This window comes from Streptomyces griseorubiginosus (genome assembly GCF_017614965.1).
GTDB lineage: Bacteria > Actinomycetota > Actinomycetes > Streptomycetales > Streptomycetaceae > Streptomyces > Streptomyces griseorubiginosus_B.
The window spans coordinates 1-22,552 of the sequence record NZ_WVUG01000136.1; the positions used below are offsets into that span (position 1 = coordinate 1).

Consider the following 22,552-nt stretch of genomic DNA (forward strand, 5'->3'; position numbering starts at 1 on the left):
GGAACCCGGCGCCCACCCGACGCGACAGCCGGGCCACCAGTCTGCCCACCTGCAGAAATGACCGCCCCGAATGAGCCGAAAGGGCCCGCCAGCAAGCTGACGGACCCTCACGCAAGATCGAGGCTAGGCCTGTCACCTCCCGGCGTCGGCGCAGTGTCCGTCGCCCCGAACCCGCCTCACGGGAATCTTCAGGGTCCTCTCGAATTCATGAGTAATACCTGAATTGCATAGCTGTCATAGAAAACTCACCCATTGACACTGCTTCGTAATGTCGCGGTAACGTCGCAGAACGGAATTGGCTCCGATCTCGTCATCCGGCCAGGGGTGGCGCGTGCGGGCCAGGAGTTCTGCGGTTGCAGCAATACGGTCCGGGATCTGACCGAGAATGGAGCGGAATGGTGAATGGGCACGCCGAGTTTGTGGCCGGGCAGCAGCAGAAGGTGTCGCGTGCGATCAACGAATGGTCCTCGGCGATTGACGGGCGTGTCGCGCTGGTCACGGGCGGCGCGCGGGGCATCGGGGCGACGATCGGTGACGCACTCGCGCGAGCGGGTGCCTCGGTGGTCGCCGCCGACTGCAGCTGGGAGGGTGCCGAGGACGTCCGGAAGCGGTTGGAGGACGCCGGTGGCGTTGCGCTGGAGATGGACATCACCGACGCGGCATCGATCGTCAACGCTCGGCAGGTGATCAGCGAGCGCTTGGGGGACGTCTCCATCCTCGTGAACAACGCTGCTCTCGTGTCGGAGACCCAGTTTCCGCCGTTGGGTCACAAGCCGACGCTGGAGACGACCGAGCAGGACTGGCGAGACATGTTCGAGGTCAACGTCTTCGGCACGCTCAAGGTGATCCGCGAGTTCATCGAACCGATGCGCCGTCAGGGAAGCGGAAGCATCGTCAACGTCGTCAGCAGCGGCATCGTGATGCTGGCGGCCGGCGGCGGCTTCTACGCTCTGCGGCCCGGCGGACGCGAGATGCCTTATCAGGCATCGAAGGCCGCCCTCGCGTCCCTCACGTTCTACCTGGCCGAGGAGCACTACCGTGACGGCGTCGCAGTCAACGCGTTCATGCCCGGTCACACACGCGCCTCGTGGTTCGACGACACCGCCCGCGCCTACAACGAAGCCGGCATGTCCTATGCCTTCAGGCCGGTCGTTGCCGAACACCTCCTGCCGTTGACGCTCTGTCTCGCGGCGCAGACGGGCAGCGGCATCTCAGGGCGCCTGTACGACGTGCTCGAGTGGAACTACGACCACGGCTACGGAAAGTTCGCGGACTGGCAGGACCACGGCCTTCCCGCCGACGTTGACGAGGCATACGCCCGAGTGGAGCGTGCCCTGCCCCAGGTCGGCGAGCGGTCCGGTCAGCCGGGCGCTCCCGGCGCGGCCGTCTTCGCCGCCGCGGCGGTGCTGGCGACGATCGACCGTGCGTCGGGACAGGACAAGGGCGACTGATCCGAGACGCGCCCTGCGGTGGACTACCGCCCCAGGGCTCGACGGGACGGACCGGTCGCCGGGCCGCCGTCCCGCAGCATCACAGCAGGGTCTCGCACCGGCCGCCCTCACCTGGTGTGCCCTCACCTGGAAACCACACGTCCCTGTGGCCGGCCCGAGAGATCATTCATGTAAGGAGAGGCAATGTCGCTTCGCCACGAGTTGCGCAGTCTCGTGAACTATCAAGACGGGTACGTCGCGGCTGCGGTGCATTTTGATCCGGACCTGTACCGGGTCGAAGCAGAAAAGGTGTTCAACCGCAGCTGGCTGGTAGTGGGCCATGAGGGGATGGTCGCGAAGCCGGGCGACTTCGTGACCAACTACATGGGTGAAGTCCCGGTCATTGTTCTTCGATCCCGAACCGGCGACATCAACGTTCTGGTGAATCGCTGCTCGCACAGGGGCAATCAGGTGTGCCTGTTCGACCGGGGAAACGCCCGGGGTTTCGCCTGCTCATATCACGGGTGGAGCTATGACCTCGACGGCGCCATGCAGGGCGCGCCATACGAAGACATCGTCTACGGCGACACGCTCGACAAGCCGTCCCTGGGGCTCAAGCACGCACGGGTCGCCACCTTCCACGGGCTGATCTTCGCGACCTTCGACGAACACGCGCTCGCGCTCGAAGAGTGGCTCAGTCCGGATGTCCAGTGGTGGCTGAAGAACTTCGTCCTCAGTGTCCCGGTCGGCGGCTTGGAGATGCTGCACGGCTGGCACCGGTACGCCTCGAGCGGGAACTGGAAACTCGCTTCGGAGAATTTCGCGGGCGACAACTACCATGTCTGGGCATCGACCCATGTCGCGATGACGGCCGTCCAGCGGGACTTCGCCGAGCGTGGCCTGCACACTCCGTTGGACATCAATGCCGGTTCCTCCCAGGCGACACCGGGGACGGTCTTCGACCTCACCGCCGGGGCTGAGGGACGTGCGCCCTTGGGTATCGGGGTGGTGGCCACGGACGACTCCATGCACACCTCCGATCTCCGCGTGGCCGGCCGCCTCGGCAAGGAAGTGGTCGACTGGCTGGAGTACCGCCGCCGGACGTATCAGGAGCTGACCGCCGAACTGGTGCGGAAGCCCAAAGGATTCTGGCACGGCCTGATGTACCCCAACCTGGGCCTCATGGGTTTCGCGTCGCACTTGAGCGGCAGGCATTTCCTCCTGTTCCATCCACGTGGCGTCGACGACCACGAGTTCTGGCAGTGGACGATGGTGGAGCGTGAAGCGCCGGACGTGGTCAAGGAGTTCGCTGCCGAGCACGTGATCTTCGGTCAGCACATGGCCGGCGTGGTCGCGCCCGACGACGTCGAGAACATGGAACGGATCGTCGACGCCTCGCATGCCCCGACCACCTGGCGTTCGCCGTTCCACTACCGCCTCAAGCTCGGCCTTGACGCGCAGAGCACATCCGCAGACCTGCCGGGCACGGTGGTCCCGAATCCGAGCGAGTTCAACCAGCGCCGGTTCTACCAGTACTGGATGAACGAGATGCTGAAGGAAGACGCGTGATGGTCAGTCTCGAAGTTCACCACCAAGTGGAGCAGCTGCTCTTTCGGGAGGCGCACCTGCTGGATCGCCACGACTACAAGGAGTGGCTCGATCTGTTCACCGACGACGTTGAGTACCGCCTTCCACTGACGGAATACGTTCAGGGCGACGCCGCGCCGGCGGGGCACCCGGTGATCCAGGACGACAAGACGCGACTCATGTTCCGTGTCGCGAAGGACGAATCCGGCTACTCCCACGTGGAGACTCCCAAGTCCCTGACCTGCCACCTCATTTCGAACGTGCTGGTCGAGGACATTCCCGACAGCCCCGACCTGCGAGCCCACAGCACCTTCCTGGTCCGCCAGGCACGCAAGCTGAGAGGAGAGGCATGGTGGGCCGGGCGACGCACCGACGTGCTGCGGTCGGTGAACGGCGAATGGAAGATCGCGAGACGGGACATCGAACTCGACTCCGCGATCCTTCCCCGAGGCATCTCGGTCTTCTTCTGAAGGAGTACGCAGTGAAAACCCTCGAAGACGGCATTCCACACGGCTCACGAGAAAGCCGACCGTTGGATGAAAACCGCCTCGTGTACGTTTCCGAGACTCATGAGATCGCCGACGGTGAGTCGCGCCGCGTGGACAGTCCCCTCTTGCCGGAATCCGTCGCGGTGTTCAACTCCGACGGGAACTTCTACGCGCTCGGTGACACCTGCAGCCATGGTGCGGCCTCCCTCGCCGAGGGGTGGGTCGAGAACTGCCGGGTGGTGTGTCCCCTCCACTTCTCCGAGTTCGAGCTGGGGACGGGCAGGCCCCGCACCTTGCCGGCGATGGCTGCCGTACGCACCTACACCGTCGAGGTGCGCGGTGAGTCCGTTTACGTGGCCGGCGACGACTACGCACCACAAACGCGATCTGAACGTCCGGAGATGTGAATCGATGATAGTTCTGGGAATCGGTACGTCGCACGCACCCGGGGTCCTCCTGCCCGTGGAAACCTGGGCGGAGAGCTACCAGCAGATGACTCGCGGTGTGGGACAGCCTGCCACCGCGAAGGCAGAGACACCGGAAACGAACATCGCCCTGCGAGCGCGGATCGACACAGCAGTCGGCGTACTGCGCACGAAACTCGCGGCGGCCAGGCCGGATGTGGTCATCATCGTCGGCGATGACCAAAATGAAGTGTTCGGCAGCCCCTTCAACCCCACACTGGCTGTCTTCTGCGGGGACGCGGCGACAGGAGAAACGCTGCCGAAATACGCCGACAAGCCCGGCCTGAACCGAACCCTCGAGCTTCGGTGCCCCGGCGACTTCGGCCGTGACCTGGCGGCCGGGCTGGTGGACCGGGGCTTCGACCCAGCGGTGATGCAGGAGATCCATCCGGTGGGACGATCCGAGGGCATCGGGCACGCCTTCACCCGGCCGGCGGAGTTCCTCGGCATCGCGGACGCGGGCCTCGCGGTCCTGCCGGTCTTCCTCAACTGCTATCACCAGCCCCTCCCCAGCGGACAGCGTTGTTATGAGCTCGGGCAGGCGATCGCCGACATCGCGGACAAACGTCCTGAGCGGATCGCGATCGTGGCCTCCGGCGGCCTGTCCCATGATCCGGGGGGTCCGCGTGCCGGCTGGATCGACCGGTCACTGGACGAGTGGGTCCTGAAGACCATAGAGGCCGGGCACAGTTCCGACCTCGCGAAGCTGTTCGCCTTCGACTCCGAAACACTGGCTGGGGGAACGGGCGAGATTCGCGCGTGGGTCACACTCGCCGGGGCCTTCGGCGATCGTCGGGCCGAGATCGTCGACTACATCCCCCTCCATCACACGGTCACCGGACTCGGATTCGCGTGCTGGCCGGGGGACGAGTAACGGAATGCGGCGCGCACCCCTCTCGTACGCTGCTCGGCTGCTCAAACTCTTCGGCGATCGGGAGCAGAGATGACCAGAATCGTCATCATCGGCGCCTCCGTCGCCGGCGTCCACGTCGCCACGACCCTCCGCAACGAGGGCTTTGAGGGAAGCATCATCCTCGTCGGTGACGAGGAGGTGCCACCGTACGACAAGCCCGCCCTGTCGAAGCAGATGCTCACCGGTGACGGGCGACACGAGCGGGTGTCGTTGCTGCCCGGTGAACGTGCCTCGGACCTGAACCTCCAACTACGCCTGGGTTCTCCGGCAGTGCACCTTGACGCAGTAAAACGGACGGTGCGGCTCGCCGACGAAAGCACCATCGCCTACGACAGACTCGTCATCGCCACCGGCTCGCACGCGCGACAACCGACATGGGCGACCAACCCCGGCGTCCTCACGCTGCGAACGCTGGCTGACAGTGCACAGTTGCGGTCGGCTCTCCGTGAATACGGAAGGGTCGTGGTCGTCGGCGCCGGGTTCATCGGTGCCGAGGTTGCCGCGGCCGCCCACGCGCTCGGGTGTGACGTGACTGTCGTCGATCCCCTGTCCGCGCCGCTGGCGCGCCTGCTGGGCCCGGAGGTCGGGGCACTGCTTGGCGACATCCATGAGCGCCATGGAGTGCGGACACGGTTCAACGTCGGCGTGACCTCGGTCCAGGGCCACCCCGGCAACCTGTCCGTCGAGCTCAGTGACGGTTCAACGATCGATACCGACCTGGTCGTCGCGGGAATCGGCGCCGCACCCAACGACGCTTGGCTCTCCTCCTCGGGCTTGGCCGTCGACGACGGCGTGCTGTGCGACCAGTACTGCCGAGTCCTCGGCCACGAGGAGATCTACGCGGCCGGCGACGTCGCGCGGTGGCAGGATCCCCGGGTTGGCCACGCCACCCGAGTCGAACACTGGACCAACGCCGTCGAGCAGGGCGCACACGTCGCACGGAACATGCTCGCCGGCACGCCGATCCCGTATCAGCCGCTCCACTACGTGTGGAGCGACCAATACGACTGGAAACTGCAGTTCGTCAGCATTGCGGAATCACGGTCCGCATACGAGGTTCTCGGCGACGTCACCGGTGAGAACCCGCACGGCGTCATCGCATACGGCGACGAGGACGGACGATTCGTTGCCGCCCTCAGCCTCAATCACCCTCGCGGGCTGATGAACGCCCGACGGATGCTGCGCGCTGGACTGGGTTTCGACGACGCGGTCCGCACCCTGCGGGAGACGGTGCTCAGGCACAGGAGCTGATCTCCCCGGACTCTCACCGCGCTCCGCGCGGCTGCACGAAGATACTCGAAAGGTTGATGGTCCGTGTCAATTCGTTCCGAAGAGGCCACGAGCGGGTTCGTTCGTGCCGGCGGCTACAACATCCACGTCCACGAGGCCGGCACCGGTGAGGCAGTGATCATGCTGCACGGCGGTGGTCCGGGAGCCAGTGGCTACAGCAACTTCCACCAGAACTTCGGGCCTTTCGCCGCGCGCTATCGAACCCTTCTGGTCGACATGCTCGGCTACGGCGAGAGCGACGAGGGCGACTTCACGGCCGAGCCCAGGTTGGTGGTCCAACCGCGTGTCGTGCGGGACATGCTCGACGAACTCGGCATCGAGCGCGCCAGCTTCGTCGGCAACTCTCTCGGCGGCACGACGTCCTTGGCGTTCGCCGTCGACTACCCCGAGCGCACTCATCGCCTGGTGCTGATGGGGCCGGGCGGCTTCCTCTACCCACCGGTCTTCCACTCTGCCCCCACCGAGGGACACCGCCGTATCGCCGAGGCGGCCGCCGATCCGACTCCCGAGACCTTCCGGGCCCTCGCGGCGGCCATGCTGTACGACCCCTCGGTCATGAGCGAGGATGTCATCGCCGCCCGGGTGGCAGTCGCCCAGAAACGTCTTCGCACCGCGGGCACGCGCGACGCGGCCCAGCGCGTACCTGAACGCGAACTGCGACACGAACTCCACAAAGTCGCGGCGAAGACGCTGATCATCTGGGGCAAGGACGACCGCGTCAATCCCTACGAGATCGGGATTCAGCTCATGCGTGACGTCGCCGACGCCACCATGGTCATCCTCAAGAACTGCGGGCACTGGGCGCAGGCCGAACACCCCGAGGAATTCAACAGGATCGCCCTCGAATTCCTCGCCAGCTAGGGCAGGTCTGCATGACCGCGCGTTTCCGCACCCAGCTGATCTTCGCGCTCCGCAGGCCCAGCGGCCCGAGAAGGACTCAAGACACCCATGTGATGACTGACCACAGCGCGCGCCAGAAGGCGCTCTGCTTCATCGCCGTCGGCGTAGCCCTCCTGCTGGGCTCCATCGACCAGACCGCGATGTCGACGGCGCTTCCGGAGCTGTCCGGCAGCTTGGACACCAACCTCGCCATCGCAACGTGGTCGATCATCGGCTACCAGTTGGGTCAGATCGTGGCCATGCCCGCGGTCGGGACGATCAGCGATCAATTCGGCCGGCGTCGTGTCTTTCTCTGCTGCCTGGCCCTGTTCACGCTGGCGTCCCTGGCCGCCGCACTTGCCCCGAACATCTGGACGCTCATCCTTCTCCGACTGCTCCAGGGGGTCGGGGCCGGGGGCTTCATTCCGGCGGCAACAGGAATCATCTCCGATGTCTTCGGTGACAGCAGGGACCGTGGTATCGCTCTTTTCACGAGCATCTTCCCGATCGGCAATCTCGTCGGGCCGATCGTGGGCGGATTCATCATCTACCACTGGTCGTGGCGATGGGTACTGCTGCTGAACGTACCGATTGGCGTCGTGTGCGTCATTCTCGCTCTCACCGTGATACCTGCGAGTCGCCCCGAGAAGGTTGGCAGGTTCGACTTTCTCGGCCTGTTCCTGCTGACGGTCAGCAGCGCGACCGCAATGATCGGGATCACCCTGATAGGGACCTCGACCTCGCCGGCCGCTGTCCTCGGATGCGTTACGTTGGCAGCCGTCGCAAGCCTCACCTTTGCTGTCCTGTTCCGACGGAGCGCAAAACTGGAGAACCCCATCCTCGCGGTGCGGTTCCTGCGCCGAGGACCGCTCCTGAGCATGAATCTGGTGTCCTTCCTGTACGGCGGGGTCATCATCGGCCTCTCCGCCCTGGTCCCGCTCTACGCCCAGGTCAGATACGGTCTGACCCCCCTTGAAGCCGGAACCACGTTGAGCGGGCGAGCCATCGGCGCCATCACGGTCACGACCGCGACGGCCATCCTTCTGCGCCGGATCGGAACGCGATTGCCCATGCTCGTCGGCTTCGGGTTGGCCTCGGTCGGCGTGTTCCTCCTGTCCATTCCACCGATCATCGGTGGAGCGTTCCTCTGGCTCGCCCTCTGCACCACCGTGACCGGAATCGGCGGGGGAATGGGAGCTCCCTCCAGCATGAACGCCGGTCTTCGCCTCGCGGGCCAGGAAATCGGAAGCACCTCGGGCCTTCGAGGGCTGTTCCGCCAGATCGGCGGCCTTGTCTACGTCACAGTCGGCAGCACCGTCGTGTCAGCTTCCCGCGAGAACCCGGTCGTCTTCGCCACCGTATTGGCGGCCTTTTCCGCCACTCTCCTCCTCATCGTCATCCCTCTCGTCCTGAGCGTGCCGGACGAGAAAGGAAAATGGTAAGAGCAATAGAACTAGGAGGTTGCACGTGCCAACCATCTCCGGCTCCATCCCTCCGGATGGCGACCCACTTGCTGTAAGCAAGGCCGCCGACGCGCTGGCCGAGGCAGTCCGCGTCGGGGTTGCCTGCCCGCCGGTGCGGACGCTGTTCGCTGAAGGTGACCTCGAGTCCGCGTATGCCGTGCAGCAGGTGAACGTCCGGCGCGGCCTGGACGCCGGCCGCCGCACCGTCGGCCGCAAGATCGGCCTGACGTCTGTGGCTGTGCAACGCCAACTCCGTGTGAGCCAGCCGGACTTCGGCGCACTGTTCGCCGACATGGCCGTACCCGACGGCGGCGAGGTGCCCGCCGGGCGGCTGCTGCAGCCGAAGGTGGAGGCCGAGGTGGCTCTCGTGCTCGGGCGGGACCTGCCGGACCGGGAGTGCACGGTTGTCGACGTCCTGCGTGCGGTCGACTTCGCGCTGCCTGCGCTGGAGATCGTGGACAGCCGTATCGCCGGCTGGGACATCTCCCTGGTCGACACCGTCGCCGACAACGCCTCCTGCGGCCTGTACGTCCTCGGTGCGACCCCCGTACCGCTGACCGCCGTCGACCTGCGCACGGTGACGATGACCATGACGCGGGACGGCGAGACCGTCTCCGAGGGCACCGGCGCCGACTGTCTCGGCAGCCCCCTCAACGCCGCTGTCTGGCTGGCCGCCGCGCTCGCCGACCGCGGCGACCCGCTGCGTGCGGGCGACCTGGTGCTGACGGGTGCGCTCGGCCCGATGGCCCCCGCGGTCTCGGGAGACATGTTCGAGGCCCGTATCGCCGGTCTGGGTTCCGTGCGGGTCGGCTTCGCGAAGGAAGGGAGCGAGCTGTGAGCAGCAAGGTCGCCATCATCGGCTCCGGCAACATCGGGACCGACCTCATGATCAAGGTCCTGCGGCTGTCGGAGCCGTTGGAGATCGCCGCGATGGCGGGGATCGACCCCGCCTCCGACGGTCTGGCCCGCGCCCGCCGTCTGAAGGTCGCCACGACCCACGAGGGCGTCGAAGGGCTCGTCGCACTGGACGAGTTCGCCGACGTGGAGATCGTCTTCGACGCGACCTCGGCCGGCGCCCACGGTCACCATGACGAGGTACTGCGCCCGTTGGGCCGAACTCTCGTCGACCTCACCCCGGCCGCGCTGGGCCCGTACGTCGTCCCGCCGGTCAACGGCGACGTCCACCTCGACGCCCCGAACGTCAACATGGTCACCTGCGGCGGCCAGGCGACCATCCCGATCGTGGCGGCCGTGAACGCGGTGACCCCGGTGCACTACGGCGAGATCATCGCCTCCATTGCCTCCCGCTCCGCCGGACCTGGCACCCGTGCGAACATCGACGAGTTCACCGAGACGACGTCCTCCGCCATCGAGAAGGTCGGCGGTGCCGCCCACGGCAAGGCGATCATCGTTCTCAACCCGGCGGAACCCCCGCTGATCATGCGGGACACCGTTCACTGCCTGGTGTCCGACTGCGCTACCGAGGCGGTCACCGCGTCGGTCGAGGAGATGGTCGGCGGGGTGCAGGCATACGTCCCCGGCTACCGGCTCAAGCAGAAGGTGCAGTTCGAGCGGGTGGCGTCCGACGACCCGCTGCGCACCCTCGCGCCCGGTGCGAGCGGCGCCGGCGGCGCCCTGAAGGTGTCCGTCTTCCTGGAGGTCGAGGGCGCCGCGCACTACCTCCCGTCCTACGCCGGGAACCTCGACATCATGACCTCGGCCGCGCTGCGCACCGCGGAACGCGTGGCCGCCCACCGCTCCACCGAGGGGGCCGCACGATGACCACGCGACTCTACGTTCAGGACGTCACCCTGCGGGACGGCATGCACGCTGTCCGGCATCGCTACACCGTTGAACAGGCCCGTACCATCGCCGCCGCCCTCGACGCCGCCGGAGTGGCCGCCATCGAGATCGCCCACGGCGACGGACTGGCCGGCTCCAGTATCAACTACGGCATCGGCGCCCACACCGACTGGGAATGGATCGAGGCAGTCGTGGACGCCACGCGGCAATCGATCCCCACCACCCTCCTGCTGCCCGGCATCGGCACCCTGCATGACCTGCGCCAGGCGCACAACCTGGGCATCCGCTCGGTCCGCGTCGCCACCCACTGCACCGAGGCCGACATCTCCGCCCAGCACATCGCCGCCGCACGGGAGCTGGGCATGGACGTCGCCGGCTTCCTGATGATGTCCCACATGGCCGAACCAGCCGAACTGGCCCGCCAGGCCAAGCTGATGGAGTCCTACGGCGCCCACTGCGTCTACGTCACCGACTCCGGCGGCCGCCTCACCATGGACGGCGTCCGCGACCGCTTCCGCGCTTACCGCGACGTTCTCGACCCGGCGACCGAATTGGGCATCCACGCCCACCACAACCTCGCCCTGGGCGTCTCCAACACCGTCGTCGCCGTCGAGAGCGGCGCCGTACGGGTGGACGCCTCGCTCGCGGGGCAGGGTGCGGGGGCCGGCAACTGCCCCCTCGAAGCGTTCGTGGCGGTCGCCGACCTGATGGGCTGGGACCACAGGTGTGATCTGTTCTCCTTGATGGACGCCGCCGACGACCTCGTGCGGCCCCTTCAGGACCGCGAGGTACGGGTGGACCGCGAGACCCTCAGCCTCGGCTACGCGGGCGTGTACTCCAGTTTCCTGCGGCACGCCGAGACCGCCGCCGCCCGCCACGGCCTGGACACTCGCAGCATCCTCGTCGAGGTCGGCCGTCGGCGCATGGTCGGCGGCCAGGAGGACATGATCACCGACATCGCCCTGGACCTTGCCGCGCGCACGAAGCAGACGGCCTGACCTGGGCGATCTTCGCCGAGGACATCGGGCCGCTCAAGGAGCACCTCACTACCCCAGCGCCAGTCATCGAAGAGGTACTGCGTGGTGGTGATGTGATCATCCTCGGCTATCACTGTCCTATGCGCAGGGTGCGGAGGCCGTCACCGGATGCACCCCCGGGCACCCGCGCGCGCACACCCGCACAGTGATCGCCTACACCATCACGCGGCATGATTGGTGGAGGCGCTCCCTTGCGACGCCGCTCGGCCCAGTACGACTCAAGCGCCGGGGCGCCCGGAGACGCCCTGCCCTTGACCAGCTGATGCCGGATGATCTTCGTCCAGGAGAACTTGAGCAGGCCGAGTCGTCGTGGGGTGTCGGGCGGCCAATGATGGTCTGCAGGGGAGTGTCAGTTGGGCACCGTCATCTAGTCGGTGAAATGGCAGATGTGGCGCGCCAGTCGCCCGCGGAGCATGGTGTGTGGTCAGAACTCCTCGGGGCGCCAGCCTGTCGCGTACTTCTCGTACAGAGCCAGAGCGGCGGCCAGGTCCTCGTTCAGCTCGACGGTCCCCTCCTGCAGGCACTGCTGCATCAACGCCACGGCGGCCTCGGCCAGATGCGCTTCCCCGCCGTAGACGCTCACCAGGGAGTCCCACCTGAGCTGCTTCTCGGTTCGTACGGCCACGCTGCCCATCGTCTGGCTGTGTACCGGCGCCACTCCGCTTTCCAGCAGGCGCGCGACAGCGCGGGCATCGAAGGCCGGTTCAAGGGCAGGCGGACCGTCTGCTGCTGCCACAAGGACCGTTCGCAGCAGCATCCGCTCGTCGGCAAGGTCCTCGGGTCCGGCCGTGCGGAGTAGGGAGGCAAGTTCTTGCCTGAGCAACCGGGCGGATTCATCCGGAATCAATCCCTGCTTGCCCGGACGGCCCGAGGCGATGTCGAGCAGAAGGACCTTTCCGTACAGGCTCGGGATGCCACTAAAGAGGCTACGGACGGTATGGTCGGCTACGTCGCCGCCGAGGTTGCGCAGCAGAACACTCACCGGGCTCAGCACCGCCCATTCACCGCTGGGGGAGTACATGCCCGTGGAGCCCAGCCGGACCCGCGGCAGCTGTCGCATCAGCGCCGCGGCCGTCGGCAGCACGCTGCCCTCGGGCGCGTCGCGACAATGGAGCACCAGGCGCTTGAGGGTGTCGTCCAGCAGGGCGTCCGGCACCTGCCCCAGTACCTCGTTGAGTGCGCTCTCGTCGCCGATGCAGTCCGCAACCTGGTCGACGTACTCGGCGGGTGCCCGTCCGGCCGGCAGTCGGCGGTGGAGATAGAAGTCGAGCACCGTGCTGCAGGCGACCCGCCGGTCCTGTTCCCAGGTCTGGTTCCAGTCAAAGCTGTAGTTCTGGCCGCCGAGAAGCCTTTCGGCGGCGGGGAACAGCAGGCGGATGACAGGCTGGGCGTGGCCGTTCAAGAGGCTGGTGAACTCCTCCACGAACGCCCTCTCTCGCTCTGTCCGGTCCGTGCTGGCCTGGAACCTCGTCTTGGCGGGCGTCAGCAGGTCCGCGGCGGCGGGCAGCATCGCGTGCGCTGCGGGAAAGCGCACGCGTAGGGCTTCAAGTGCCAGAACATCGACCAGATTCACCTCCGTACCCAGGCTTCGCACGGCCAGCGGCACCGATGCCAGGTACCGCTTCACATCCCGGATGGTGGAGAACATCGGGAGGATCAGCTGCACGAGCACGTCCGGCCACCGCGACGCATGCAACGGCCCGGACTGGATCCCGTCGAGTGCCTGGGTCCTTCGGCGATGACCGGGGAGAGCGCTTGCGAGGGCAGCGGCGGCACCTCCACCGACATCTTCACGATCTTCTCCAGGTACGCGGACCCTTTGACCGCCTCATCCGTCAACGCCGTCTCTACCACTTCGCGGTCGAAGCACAGGACGTAGACGATGTTCGGCGAGCGGCAGGCCCGGCAACAGCTGGTGAACTTCCTCGACGAGCGGGAACGCCCTCGTGAGGCCGACGCCGTGCTCCGCGAGGTCGCCGCCGCCGACATGTACGCCCTCGACACTCTGTTCCACCGCCTGTGGCCCCACCGGCCTCGGGCTGCCCGGGAGATACTCACCGAGGCCGCGAAGGCTGGCCACATCCTGAACGTCCTGACTGTGCTACAGCCCCTGACCCAGGGGGGACGCCGAGACGTCCTTCCCCCCTCAGCGTTGGCGGCCACGGTGTGGATGCTCGTGTCGGTGTTCGGCCTCGCCGTCGGCCTCGGCCTGACCTACGGCCCCCAGGCGGCGGCCTACGCCGAGCGGTTTCCTCCGGAGATCCGTTACAGCGGCTCGTTGTTTCCTACGCGATCGGCTCGTCGGTGGCGGCTTCGCACCGCTCGTCGCCGCCTGGTTGTTGGAGTGTGCCGGGACCTGGTTGTCGGTCAGCTCGTACCTGCTGTCGGTTGCCTGGTCACCCTGATCGCGGTGCTGGCATGGGGGAACGGCCGTCCGCGGATCGGGAGGCGTTCGTCTCCAAGGGCGGCGAGCAAGCGGCGGCGTGGTGAGCACCATCGCCGTGGCCGGAGGCGGTCGCGTAGCGGCCGCGGCTGAATGCGTCATCCGGCCGGTCGAAGAGCAAGGCGAAGGGGCCAAATGACGCATTCGGCCCCTTCGCCGGTCAGCTCGCACCGCGGACGGGCTGTATGCCCGTCATACGTCGTCGACCAGCACCGACCGCGCCAGGCTGAGAAAGCGGCGCACTGTCTGCTGAGGATCGTCCTCCCTGCGTTGCACGATCGCACCTTCCAGAGGAGGGATGGGCTGGAGAACCGCACGGACAACGAGATCGGGCGGCGCGACCTGACGAACGTACGGCGGCATCACCGCCACCCCGAGCCCGGCCGAGATGAGCGGGATCGCCGTCTGCAGGGTGGACACCTCGCGGTAATCCGGGTACGGGAGACCCAGCTCGTCCCAGACACCCTCCATGATGCCCTGTATCCCCGGGAGGCGAGGGTGGCGGATCGGCAGGATCCAGTGTTCGGCGGTCAGGTCGTGCAGGTCGATCGGGTCGGGGTGCTCGCGATAGTGGGGCGGCAGCACCGCCAGTAGCGGCATCCTCCCCCACCGGCTGATCTCGAGGCGTTCGCCGTGAAGCTCGCGGAGCTTCGCGACCCCCGCGGTCGGGATCAGCCCGACGTCGGCCCTCCGATGCGCGACGTGCTCCAACACGTCATGAGGGTGGGACTCCATCAGGACGATGTCGACGTCCGGTGCCTCGGACGTGAATCGGGACAGCAGCGCGGGGATGACGGACACCGTGGCGATCGGCTCCGCGGCGATGGAGAGCCGGCCACGCGACCCGTCCGCCACCCCGCGCAGCAGGCGCCCCATCTCGTCGATGTCGGCGAGGATTTTGGTCCCGAGCTTCTCGAGATGTTCGCCAGCCCGCGTTGGGCGCACCCCGTGGCGTCCCCGCGTCAGGAGCTGCACGCCCAGCTCCTTTTCGAGGTTCGAGATGGCGATGCTGAGCGGCGGCTGCGTCATGTGCAGTGCCACCGCGGCGCGAGAGAATGATCCGCTTGCCACGACCGCGAGGAAATAGCGAAGCTGCCGCAGTTCCATTCACAAATAATATCTCGTTGCTCACCAATATGTATTTGAGCTATATGAGTGCCGCTGTCACGATTTCTTCACGGGGATGTTCTCGTCCCCTTCGCGCAGTGTGGTGCGTCGCGCACTGCCGCGCGCGAACGCTCACGAGGAAATGAGAGGCCACATGGGCAACGAACGCCGCAGCGTCGTCGTGATAGGTAACGGACCGGTCGGTCAGACGGCGGCGCTCCTGCTTGCGCGCTGGGGCATACCGGTCACGATCGTTGACGCGCGTCCTGTCCGCGAGCTGGTTGGCTCGAAGGCCGTAACCCATCGGCCAAACGTACTGGACATCTGGGAGGGGCTCGGGGCGGGCCGCCAGATGGTCGAGGAGGGCCAGGCGAAGGTCCTCGGCCACGTCTACTACGAGGATCGGGAGCTCTTCGTCGAGTCCTACAACGACACGGGCCCCAGCGAGTACCCCGCGATGCTGACCCTGTCCCAGGCCCGGATCGAGGCGCTGCTGGACGAGCAGATCGCCCGGCAGCCCCTCATCAAGGTCCGGTGGGGACACCGGATGAAGCGGATCTCGCAGGACGGCACCGGGGTGGCCCTTGAGTGCGTACGCCCGGACGGCAGCCGGGTGACCGTGACGGCCGACTATGCCGTCGCCGCGCTCGGGGCGCGCACCCGCGACCTCCACGAGCAGCTCGGCGTCAGCTTCGACGGACGGACATTCGCCGACCGGTTCCTCATCTGCGACATCAAGGTCGAGGACTCTCCGTGGGGTCGCGACCGGCACTTCCATTTCAACTCGGTGCACAATCCGGGGCGCCAGATCCTGATCCAGCCCTGTCCGGAGTCCACTTTCCGCATCGATTGGCAGCTCGGGGACGACTACGACGAGGCCGACGACGCGGCCGGTGGTTTCGACGCGCGCATGCGCGCCCTCATCGGTGACGCCCGCTACGAGGTGATCTGGAAGTCCGTCTACCGGTTCCACGCCCGGCTGGCGAGCCGGATGCGGGTCGGACGGGTGCTACTGGCGGGCGACTGCGCGCATCTGATGGCGCCCTTCGGCGGGCGCGGCCTGAATTCCGGCGTGTGCGACGCCGAGAACGCGGCGTGGAAGCTGGCCTACGTGCTGAACGGCTGGGCAGGCGAAGAGCTGCTGGAGAGCTACGATCTCGAGCGGCGCGCGGCAGCCCGGGAGAACCTCCAGGTCACGAGCACGACGACGGACTTCCTGGTGCCGCAGGACGACGAGCAGCGCGAGCGCCGGCGGCGGCTGCTCGAGGCCGCCCGTCTCGATCCGAGCGAGGAGACGCGCGGGGCGATCGACACGAGCACGATGGCCGCGCCGTTCTGGTACGTCGACTCGCCGCTGACCACGCCGCAGCCACGCCGCCCGTTCCTCGGCCGCCCCGCGAAGGGGGAGGTTCCGCGCCCCGGCCCGGGCGTCGTCCTGCCTCAGGTGCGGGTCAGCGTTCCGGGTGCTTCGAACACGCGGCTCCGCGAGCTGGCCCGCCGGGGGCTCCTGCTCCTCGTCGGCGACGCGGTCGAGGCAGACCAGCTGCTGACCGAAGTCTCCGGCGCGGTAGCGGGCCCGGTGGAGATTTACTCGATCGCGGCGATCGATACCACCCGTGCGCTGGCCGCGGAGCTCGAGCCCGCGCCGGATGAGGTGTGGGTGGTCCGTCCGGACGCCCACGTTGCGGCGGTGTGCAGCCGGGCCGACATCCACGAAGTGCTCGCCGCCGCGACCAGGGCCGTCGGGGGCACCGAGGGAATCAGGAGAGCATCGCCGTGGACACGGCGGGCCCTTTGACTTCTCCCCTGCCTAATGGCGAGGGATTCCAGCGGTCGCCCGCTGGGGTTCCTGCTTCACCGACGACCGCCCTGTGCGGGAGGACTCCCGTTGAGGTCTTACACCGTCTCCACAGGCAGACGCCGCCAGCCCGGCGGCCAGGATGTTGCGTGCCGCGTTCACGTCCCGGTCGTGCACCGCGCCGCAGTGCTCGCACGTCCACGCGCGGACGTTGAGCGGCAGCCTCGCCGCGACCGTGCCGCAGCTTCCGCACAGCGTCGAGCTGGGGAAGAAGCGGTCGATCACGACGAGTTCGCGCCCGTACCAGGCGCACTTGTACTCCAGCATCATGCGCAGATCCGTCCAGGCCGCATCCGAGACGGCGCGCGCGAGCGTGCCGTTCTTCAGCAGGTTGCGGACGGTGAGGTCCTCGATCACGACCACTTGGTTCTCGCGGACGAGTCGAGTCGACAGCTTGTGCAGGAAGTCCCGGCGCCGGTCGGCGATCCGCGCATGCACCCTGGCAACCTTCCTGCGGGCCTTGGCCCCGTTCGCCGAGCCCTTCGCCTTGCGCGACAGCTCCCGCTGCGCCCTGGCCAGACGGGCGCGATCTCGCCGCTCGTGCCGGGGGTTGGCGATCTTCTCCCCGGTGGACAGGGTCACCAGGGAGGCGATCCCGGCGTCCAGGCCGACCGCATTCGTGGTGGCGGGGGCGGGCGTGATGGTGTCCTCGCACAGCAGGGACACAAACCAGCGTCCCGCCGCATCCCGGGACACGGTCACCGTGGTCGGCACCGCACCCTCGGGCAGGGGGCGCGACCAGCGGATGTCCAGGGGCTTTGTCATCTTGGCCAGCGTCAGCTTCCCCTCGCGCCAGGTGAAGGCGCTGCGGGTGTACTCGGCCGACGCACGGGACTTCTTCCGGCTCTTGTACCGGGGGTACTTCGCCCGCTTGGCGAAGAAGTGGGCGAACGCGGTCTGCAGATGGCGCAGCGCCTGCTGCAGCGGGACGGAGGACACCTCGGTCAGGAAGGCCAGTTCCTCTGTCTTCTTCCACTCCGTGAGCGCGGCGGAGGACTGCACGTAGGAGATGCGGCGCTGCTCGCCGTACCAGGCCCGGGTGCGCTCCTCCAACGCCTTGTTGTACACCAGGCGGACGCAGCCGAACGTGCGCGACAGCTCCGCTGCCTGCTCGTCCGTGGGGTAAAAGCGGTACTTAAACGCCCGCTTGACCTGCTCCGCCATACCTCACACCGTATCAGCTCCGGTGTGAGCCATGGTGGTCTGCCGGCTGCCGGCGAACGCCAGTCCGCCCTGGCGGCGAACCGGCTTCTCCTGCCTGCTCCGCAGGGACTTCGTTTCCTCCCCCGGCTGAAGCCGGGGGTATCCACGAAGGAGAGCCCCGATGATGCCCTGGCCGCGGGCCGGGTGGACGTCGCCCGGCTGTGACGGCCCTGGCCACGGTGACGCTACCGCGGGCGGCGGACGGCCGGCTGGTGCAGGCGCCGACATCACCTGCTGGCCACGCCCCGACGCCCACACCTCGCCGCAGCGGACCCTGCGTCACACCTGCGGACGCGGCAAGGACCAACACATCCCCGTCCCCGCCTGGCCGTACTCGGTGATCTGCGCGCTCGATGCAGGCCGCAACTCCGGGGCCGGCGCCGCTGGACGCCCTGCGTCTGGCGCCGGATGACGGCGCCGCCACCGTCACCGCCTGGCGGCGATCCACAGCAGGGCCAGCCCGTTGACGATCGGGGCGCACAGCATGGACCAGGCGAAGAGACGGAAGCCGACGTAGATGCGACGGGCGTAGCGCGGTAAATCGCGGGCCTGCTCGTGGTGTCGTTCGACACATGACTGGTATCGGAGGCGCCGTTGTCGACGAAGGTGCCATTGTCGACGAATGCCTCGCCCCGGAACCCGGCCCGCTGGTGGATGCTGCGCTTCGGCAGCCGATCAGCGCCCCGAGAAACGCACCGGCGTGCAGCGCGCCATGTAGTGGCTGACACTGGGAGGCCGAGGCCGCACGCTGTTGTCCCACCCTGAACCATTGACTCCACACGGTGTCGAGAAGCGTGATTGTTTCGTTTTCGTTTCAAACTGAGGGCCGTTGCTGGAAGGTTTGCTCTTCGGTGTGCGTCGGGTTCTTGCCGTGGCTTGGGCGGAATCGAGTGGGAAATCGGTTGCTGGGACTGGCTTCTGGCGCGGGGACGTGGCGTTGCGACCCAGGGAGTCCATGGTCATAGTCCAATGCGTTCCAGAAGTACGAACTTCGTGACTGCGGAGGATGCCTTGGACAAATTCATCGACGAACTCGGTCTCGAGGTGGCCTTCATGCCGTCCCCTCGGCCGGAGAAGTCGCAGCCGCCTCTGCCGGTGCCTGATCCTGCGACCTTGACGCTCAGGAAGGGCAGCGTGAACGCCGAGGGGGCGTTCCCGCTCCTGTGCGACATCTTGTTCGAGCGTGACGTGACCATCGCACTGCGTGACGGAAGCGAGGTGTTCGGCGACGTCTTCAGGCCGGTGGGTGAGGAGGGGGTGCCGGCGATCTTGGCCTACACGCACTACGGCAAGCGTGCGGGTCACGGCCCGTGGAACGCCAACCCCCCGGTGCGGGCTTTCGGCGCGACCGCGGATCAGTTCTCGGGCCTGGACTCCTTCGAAGCCCCGGACCCCGGTTACTGGGTTGCTCACGGCTACGCGGTGGTCAATGTCGATGCCGTGGGCACCGGATATTCCGATGGCGAGCACGCGGTGTTCCCGGGCACCAAGAGCGGTCGCGACATCTATGACGTGGTCGAGTGGATCGCGCAGCAGGGCTGGTGCAACGGCAAGGTCGGGATGAACGGCAACTCCTACCTGGCAGCCAACCAGTGGGCTGCCGCTGCCCAGCAGCCGCCGCACCTGGCCGCGATCGCACCCTGGGAGGGCCTGAGCGACTTCTACCGCGACACGGTCTTCCGCGGCGGCATCCGGAACACCGGGGCCTTCTGGGCCGACGCCATCCACGCCACCCTTTTCGGCCAGGGCTTGGTCGAGGATGCAGTCGGCGAGAACGCCGACCGGTACCCGTTCTTCAATGCCTACTGGGCTGACAAGGTGGCCGACTTCTCCAAGATCACCATTCCGGCCTACGTCGCCGCGAGCTGGACCAACCCGCTCCACACGCCAGGCACCATCCGGGCTTACCGTGAGCTCGGGTCCACGGAGAAGTGGCTCCGCGTGCACAACTCGTTTGAGTGGCTCGACATTGCTGACCAGGACAGCAGGGACGATCTGCGCAAGTTCTTCGATCGCTACCTCAAGGGCCTCGAGAACGGGTGGGAGGACACTCCCCGTGTGCGGCTGTCGATCCTCGATCAGGGCGGCACGGACGTCGTGGGACGGGCCGAGAGCGAATGGCCACTGGCACGACAGACATGGCGCTCCCTCGCACTGGACGCAACCTCCGGGTCGCTGGTGGACGGCGCGGTCGCCCAGGAGGCCGCCCTCACCTACGTCGGCGATGACCTTGGCGACTCGGTGGAGTTCTCCATCGAGGCCATCGAGGAGCTGGAGATCAACGGCTACATGAAGCTCCATCTGTGGATCGAGGCTGCGGAGGCCGATGACGCGGACATCTTCGCGGCGGTCTACAAGAAGAGCGCGGACGGCACTGTGCTGCACCACTTCACCATCACCGACCCCGGCGTGCGTACCTTCGCCGAGACCCAGGTCACCGACGGTGTCATCGACCTCCCCTTCGCCTGGGCCGGGCCCAACGGGTGCATCAGGGCTTCGCACCGCGCGCTCGATCCTGCACGGTCGACGGAATCCGAGCCGGTACTGCTCCACCAGAGCGAAGAGCTCCTCGAACCAGGCGTTGCCGTGCCGGTCGAACTGTCGCTCTGGCCCTCGGCGTTCGTCGTCCACCCCGGCGAACATCTTGTGGTCAAGATCGCGGGTCACCCCGTCGGCTCCGTCAGTACGGCCGGGACCCCCGACCCCAACATGCCGACCCGCAACCGCGGTGAGTACCGAATCCGGACCGGAGGCGCATTCGATTCGCACCTCCTGCTTCCAGTCGTGAGCTGACGACTCATCCCCGCACGATGGGGGCCGGGCGGACTGCCACAAACACTCCACCCGGTCCCTGAGGAAGTGTCCCCAACGTGTCCGCGACGTTCGATGTTGCCGCCCTGGGCACGATGTCCTGTCGCACAGCGCAACGGTCTGTTGGGTGAACGGGTGGCATGTGTTCGGCGATCTTCGATCGTCTTCCCCGTACTTGTCATCTCCCGGGGGGACGACCCCCGTCCTTCCGCAGGTGGGCTACGCCCGTGTCTTGCCTTTCTGCCAGATGGGGAAACGGCACTGGTGCGTGCAGGCCGGCCCGGGTGATCAGGTCATCCCTCAACGGGCGTCCAGGCTGATCAGGTCTGCGATCATCCCGGTGGCGCTTGGGAGGTCTTCAAGGTTCTGCAGGGACTCCGCGAGCCTCCCGGCCTGGCTGTCCGAGAGCGGATACGCCGCGGCCGCCAGGCAGTCTCGGAACCTGCGGTCGTGGTCCTCCGGGGAGAGCGCGTTCCCCGGGAAGCCTGGCGCGATGTCGAGCCCGAACGAGTGGCGGGAGCCACGGGTGATGACGATGAGGTCAGCCGCGCTGTGGCCGCGGGCGTCAAGTGCGGGGTCTGCCGTGACGTGGACCCGCGCGGCCAGCTCAGCGGTCGCTTTGCTGCTGGTTACGGCGGCCGAGGTGAAGTGCTCTAGCTTGGAGGAGCCGTGGAGGAGCGCGTTCGCCACGCAGAACTGAGCGCTGAACTGGGCGTCGACCCGGGGATTCGCGCCAGGTGCGAACGGATGCCCCACGAGGCGGTAGGCGTAGGGCGGCAGCACCACTTCCACCCGGTCGACCTCGTCGGCGCTGATCCCTGACCGGTGCGCTTGCAGCGCCAGCTCGGTTACCGCTTGGCTAAGGCCGCAGCTGGGGAACTTCTTGAACATCATCCCGGTCAGCGCGTAGCGGTGGCCCAGGTCCTTGACGAGGGCTGTCGTGTCGACCTGGTCCCGGCCGTACAGGTGGGCGTAGCCGTAGACGCCATCCAGGAAGCGGCGGGGGCCGGTGAACCCGCGCTGGGCCCACAGCGCGCAGGTCACGCCTGCCTCTGCGGCCCAGCCCTGGATCAGCCGCACAGCGAGAGAGCCGTCAACGTTGCTCTGGAAGCTGCCGCCGGCGCGGTTGAATGCCAGGCCGAGGGCCATCACCAGTTGATCCGTCGACAAGCCCAGGATGCGGCCTGCCGTTGCCGTGGCGGCGATCGGCGCGACGACGCCGGTCGGGTCGAGGCCGTCGTACAGCGCCTCGGTGAGGTTGAGCCGCGATCCCACCTCAGCGCCGACCGCGATGGCGGTGACGAGGTCAGCGCCGCTGATCCCGCCGCGGAGCTCGGCAGCCGCGAGCGCGGCGGGGATCAGTGAGGAGCCGAGGTGGAGGCCCGGTGCCATGGCGTCGCAGTAGTCGAGCGCGCGAGCCATCACCCCGTTGAGCAACGCGGCGGAGGCGGCCGGGAGGTGGTCTCCGTATACGAGCGAGGTGGCCTGCGGGGTGCCACCCTGCTCCAGCAGCAGTGCCCTCAGTTCCCGGCAGCCGTCCTCGGCGGCGCCTGCCACGGTGGTGCCGAGCACTGTGGCGATCATGGTACGGACGACCTGCCGGGCTTCGGGGTCGATCTCATGCAAGTGCGTTGACTGTACGAAACCGGCTAGTGCTGTGACCGCGTTGGTTCGCCGGGTTGGTGGTCGTGGCGGTTGGATGTGGAGTGACGTCCGATCCGATCGCTGGAGGCGCGGTGGCCGAGCCCGTCCGTGTGCGCAGACTGACCGACCAGG

Annotated in this window: 19 protein-coding genes and 1 pseudogene; 15 read left to right on the plus strand and 5 right to left on the minus strand. The window is 67.3% G+C overall.

Annotated features, from left to right (window positions below; all coding sequences use genetic code 11):
• Positions 1-395: 395 nt before the first annotated feature.
• The 11 genes from GRC12_RS24145 to dmpG all read left to right on the plus strand — a co-directional run bounded on the left by GRC12_RS24145 (position 396) and on the right by dmpG (position 11,315).
• Complete coding sequence (locus GRC12_RS24145) at positions 396-1,451, plus strand: SDR family NAD(P)-dependent oxidoreductase (RefSeq protein WP_208781457.1); 1,056 nt, start codon at positions 396-398, stop codon at positions 1,449-1,451.
• Positions 1,452-1,634: 183 nt separating this feature from the next.
• Positions 1,635-2,999 carry an aromatic ring-hydroxylating oxygenase subunit alpha gene (locus tag GRC12_RS24150; RefSeq protein WP_208781458.1) on the plus strand — a complete coding sequence of 455 codons (1,365 nt, stop codon included), beginning with the start codon at positions 1,635-1,637 and terminating at the stop codon, positions 2,997-2,999.
• Positions 2,999-3,487 (plus strand): aromatic-ring-hydroxylating dioxygenase subunit beta, encoded by a 489-nt coding sequence (locus GRC12_RS24155; RefSeq protein ID WP_244373698.1) that lies wholly within the window; start codon positions 2,999-3,001, stop codon positions 3,485-3,487. The genes GRC12_RS24150 and GRC12_RS24155 overlap by 1 nt, the downstream gene beginning before the upstream one ends.
• 11 nt (positions 3,488-3,498) lie before the next feature.
• Positions 3,499-3,912, plus strand: a complete 414-nt coding sequence (locus GRC12_RS24160) for a bifunctional 3-phenylpropionate/cinnamic acid dioxygenase ferredoxin subunit (protein WP_308286622.1) — start codon at positions 3,499-3,501, stop codon at positions 3,910-3,912.
• A 55-nt stretch (positions 3,913-3,967) separates the two neighbouring features.
• Positions 3,968-4,843 (plus strand): hypothetical protein, encoded by an 876-nt coding sequence (locus GRC12_RS24165; protein ID WP_208781461.1) that lies wholly within the window; start codon positions 3,968-3,970, stop codon positions 4,841-4,843.
• A 69-nt stretch (positions 4,844-4,912) separates the two neighbouring features.
• Positions 4,913-6,133 (plus strand): NAD(P)/FAD-dependent oxidoreductase, encoded by a 1,221-nt coding sequence (locus GRC12_RS24170; protein WP_208781462.1) that lies wholly within the window; start codon positions 4,913-4,915, stop codon positions 6,131-6,133.
• A gap of 63 nt (positions 6,134-6,196) precedes the next feature.
• Entirely contained in the window at positions 6,197-7,033 is an 837-nt protein-coding gene (locus GRC12_RS24175; RefSeq protein WP_208781463.1) for an alpha/beta fold hydrolase, read from the plus strand.
• A gap of 11 nt (positions 7,034-7,044) precedes the next feature.
• Positions 7,045-8,493 (plus strand): MFS transporter, encoded by a 1,449-nt coding sequence (locus GRC12_RS24180; RefSeq protein WP_208781464.1) that lies wholly within the window; start codon positions 7,045-7,047, stop codon positions 8,491-8,493.
• 25 nt (positions 8,494-8,518) lie between these two features.
• Positions 8,519-9,352, plus strand: a complete 834-nt coding sequence (locus GRC12_RS24185; protein WP_439959903.1) for a 2-keto-4-pentenoate hydratase — start codon at positions 8,519-8,521, stop codon at positions 9,350-9,352.
• Complete coding sequence (locus tag GRC12_RS24190; protein ID WP_208781465.1) at positions 9,349-10,296, plus strand: acetaldehyde dehydrogenase (acetylating); 948 nt, start codon at positions 9,349-9,351, stop codon at positions 10,294-10,296. Before GRC12_RS24185 ends, GRC12_RS24190 begins: the two co-directional genes overlap by 4 nt.
• On the plus strand, positions 10,293-11,315 hold the full coding sequence (dmpG, locus tag GRC12_RS24195) for a 4-hydroxy-2-oxovalerate aldolase (protein WP_208781466.1): 1,023 nt from the start codon (positions 10,293-10,295) through the stop codon (positions 11,313-11,315). The genes GRC12_RS24190 and dmpG overlap by 4 nt, the downstream gene beginning before the upstream one ends.
• A gap of 463 nt (positions 11,316-11,778) precedes the next feature.
• On the opposite strand, the gene GRC12_RS24200 is transcribed toward dmpG, so the two are convergent.
• Both GRC12_RS24200 and GRC12_RS45740 read right to left on the minus strand, forming a co-directional pair.
• Entirely contained in the window at positions 11,779-13,026 is a 1,248-nt protein-coding gene (locus GRC12_RS24200) for a hypothetical protein (RefSeq protein WP_244373696.1), read from the minus strand.
• The gene (locus tag GRC12_RS45740) at positions 13,011-13,343 is read right to left on the minus strand and encodes a P-loop NTPase fold protein (protein ID WP_244373697.1); all 333 of its coding nucleotides are present in this window, start codon (positions 13,341-13,343) and stop codon (positions 13,011-13,013) included. The genes GRC12_RS24200 and GRC12_RS45740 overlap by 16 nt, the downstream gene beginning before the upstream one ends.
• Here GRC12_RS45740 and GRC12_RS24205 point away from each other — a divergent pair.
• Positions 13,237-13,890 (plus strand): hypothetical protein, encoded by a 654-nt coding sequence (locus GRC12_RS24205; RefSeq protein ID WP_208781473.1) that lies wholly within the window; start codon positions 13,237-13,239, stop codon positions 13,888-13,890. The two genes, GRC12_RS45740 and GRC12_RS24205, sit on opposite strands and share 107 nt — an antisense overlap.
• 99 nt (positions 13,891-13,989) lie before the next feature.
• Here the strand turns inward: GRC12_RS24205 and GRC12_RS24210 are convergent, their stop codons facing one another.
• Positions 13,990-14,904, minus strand: a complete 915-nt coding sequence (locus tag GRC12_RS24210; RefSeq protein WP_208781467.1) for a LysR family transcriptional regulator — start codon at positions 14,902-14,904, stop codon at positions 13,990-13,992.
• Positions 14,905-15,058: 154 nt separating this feature from the next.
• Here GRC12_RS24210 and GRC12_RS24215 point away from each other — a divergent pair, with 154 nt between their 5' ends.
• Positions 15,059-16,702: an FAD-dependent monooxygenase gene (locus GRC12_RS24215; RefSeq protein ID WP_208781468.1), complete on the plus strand. Its 1,644-nt coding sequence runs from the start codon at positions 15,059-15,061 to the stop codon at positions 16,700-16,702.
• A 12-nt stretch (positions 16,703-16,714) separates the two neighbouring features.
• Here the strand turns inward: GRC12_RS24215 and GRC12_RS24220 are convergent, their stop codons facing one another.
• Positions 16,715-17,926 carry an RNA-guided endonuclease InsQ/TnpB family protein gene (locus GRC12_RS24220; protein WP_208781469.1) on the minus strand — a complete coding sequence of 404 codons (1,212 nt, stop codon included), beginning with the start codon at positions 17,924-17,926 and terminating at the stop codon, positions 16,715-16,717.
• A gap of 165 nt (positions 17,927-18,091) precedes the next feature.
• Between GRC12_RS24220 and GRC12_RS46740 the strand changes: the two are divergent.
• A pseudogene (locus tag GRC12_RS46740) lies at positions 18,092-18,399 on the plus strand (transposase); the annotation flags it as partial.
• A gap of 577 nt (positions 18,400-18,976) precedes the next feature.
• Positions 18,977-20,758, plus strand: coding sequence for a CocE/NonD family hydrolase (locus GRC12_RS24225; protein WP_208781470.1), 1,782 nt, complete (start codon positions 18,977-18,979; stop codon positions 20,756-20,758).
• Between the two features lie 318 nt (positions 20,759-21,076).
• Here GRC12_RS24225 and GRC12_RS24230 read toward each other — a convergent pair whose 3' ends face one another.
• The gene (locus tag GRC12_RS24230) at positions 21,077-22,477 is read right to left on the minus strand and encodes an MmgE/PrpD family protein (RefSeq protein WP_308286623.1); all 1,401 of its coding nucleotides are present in this window, start codon (positions 22,475-22,477) and stop codon (positions 21,077-21,079) included.
• Between the last annotated feature and the right edge of the window lie 75 nt (positions 22,478-22,552).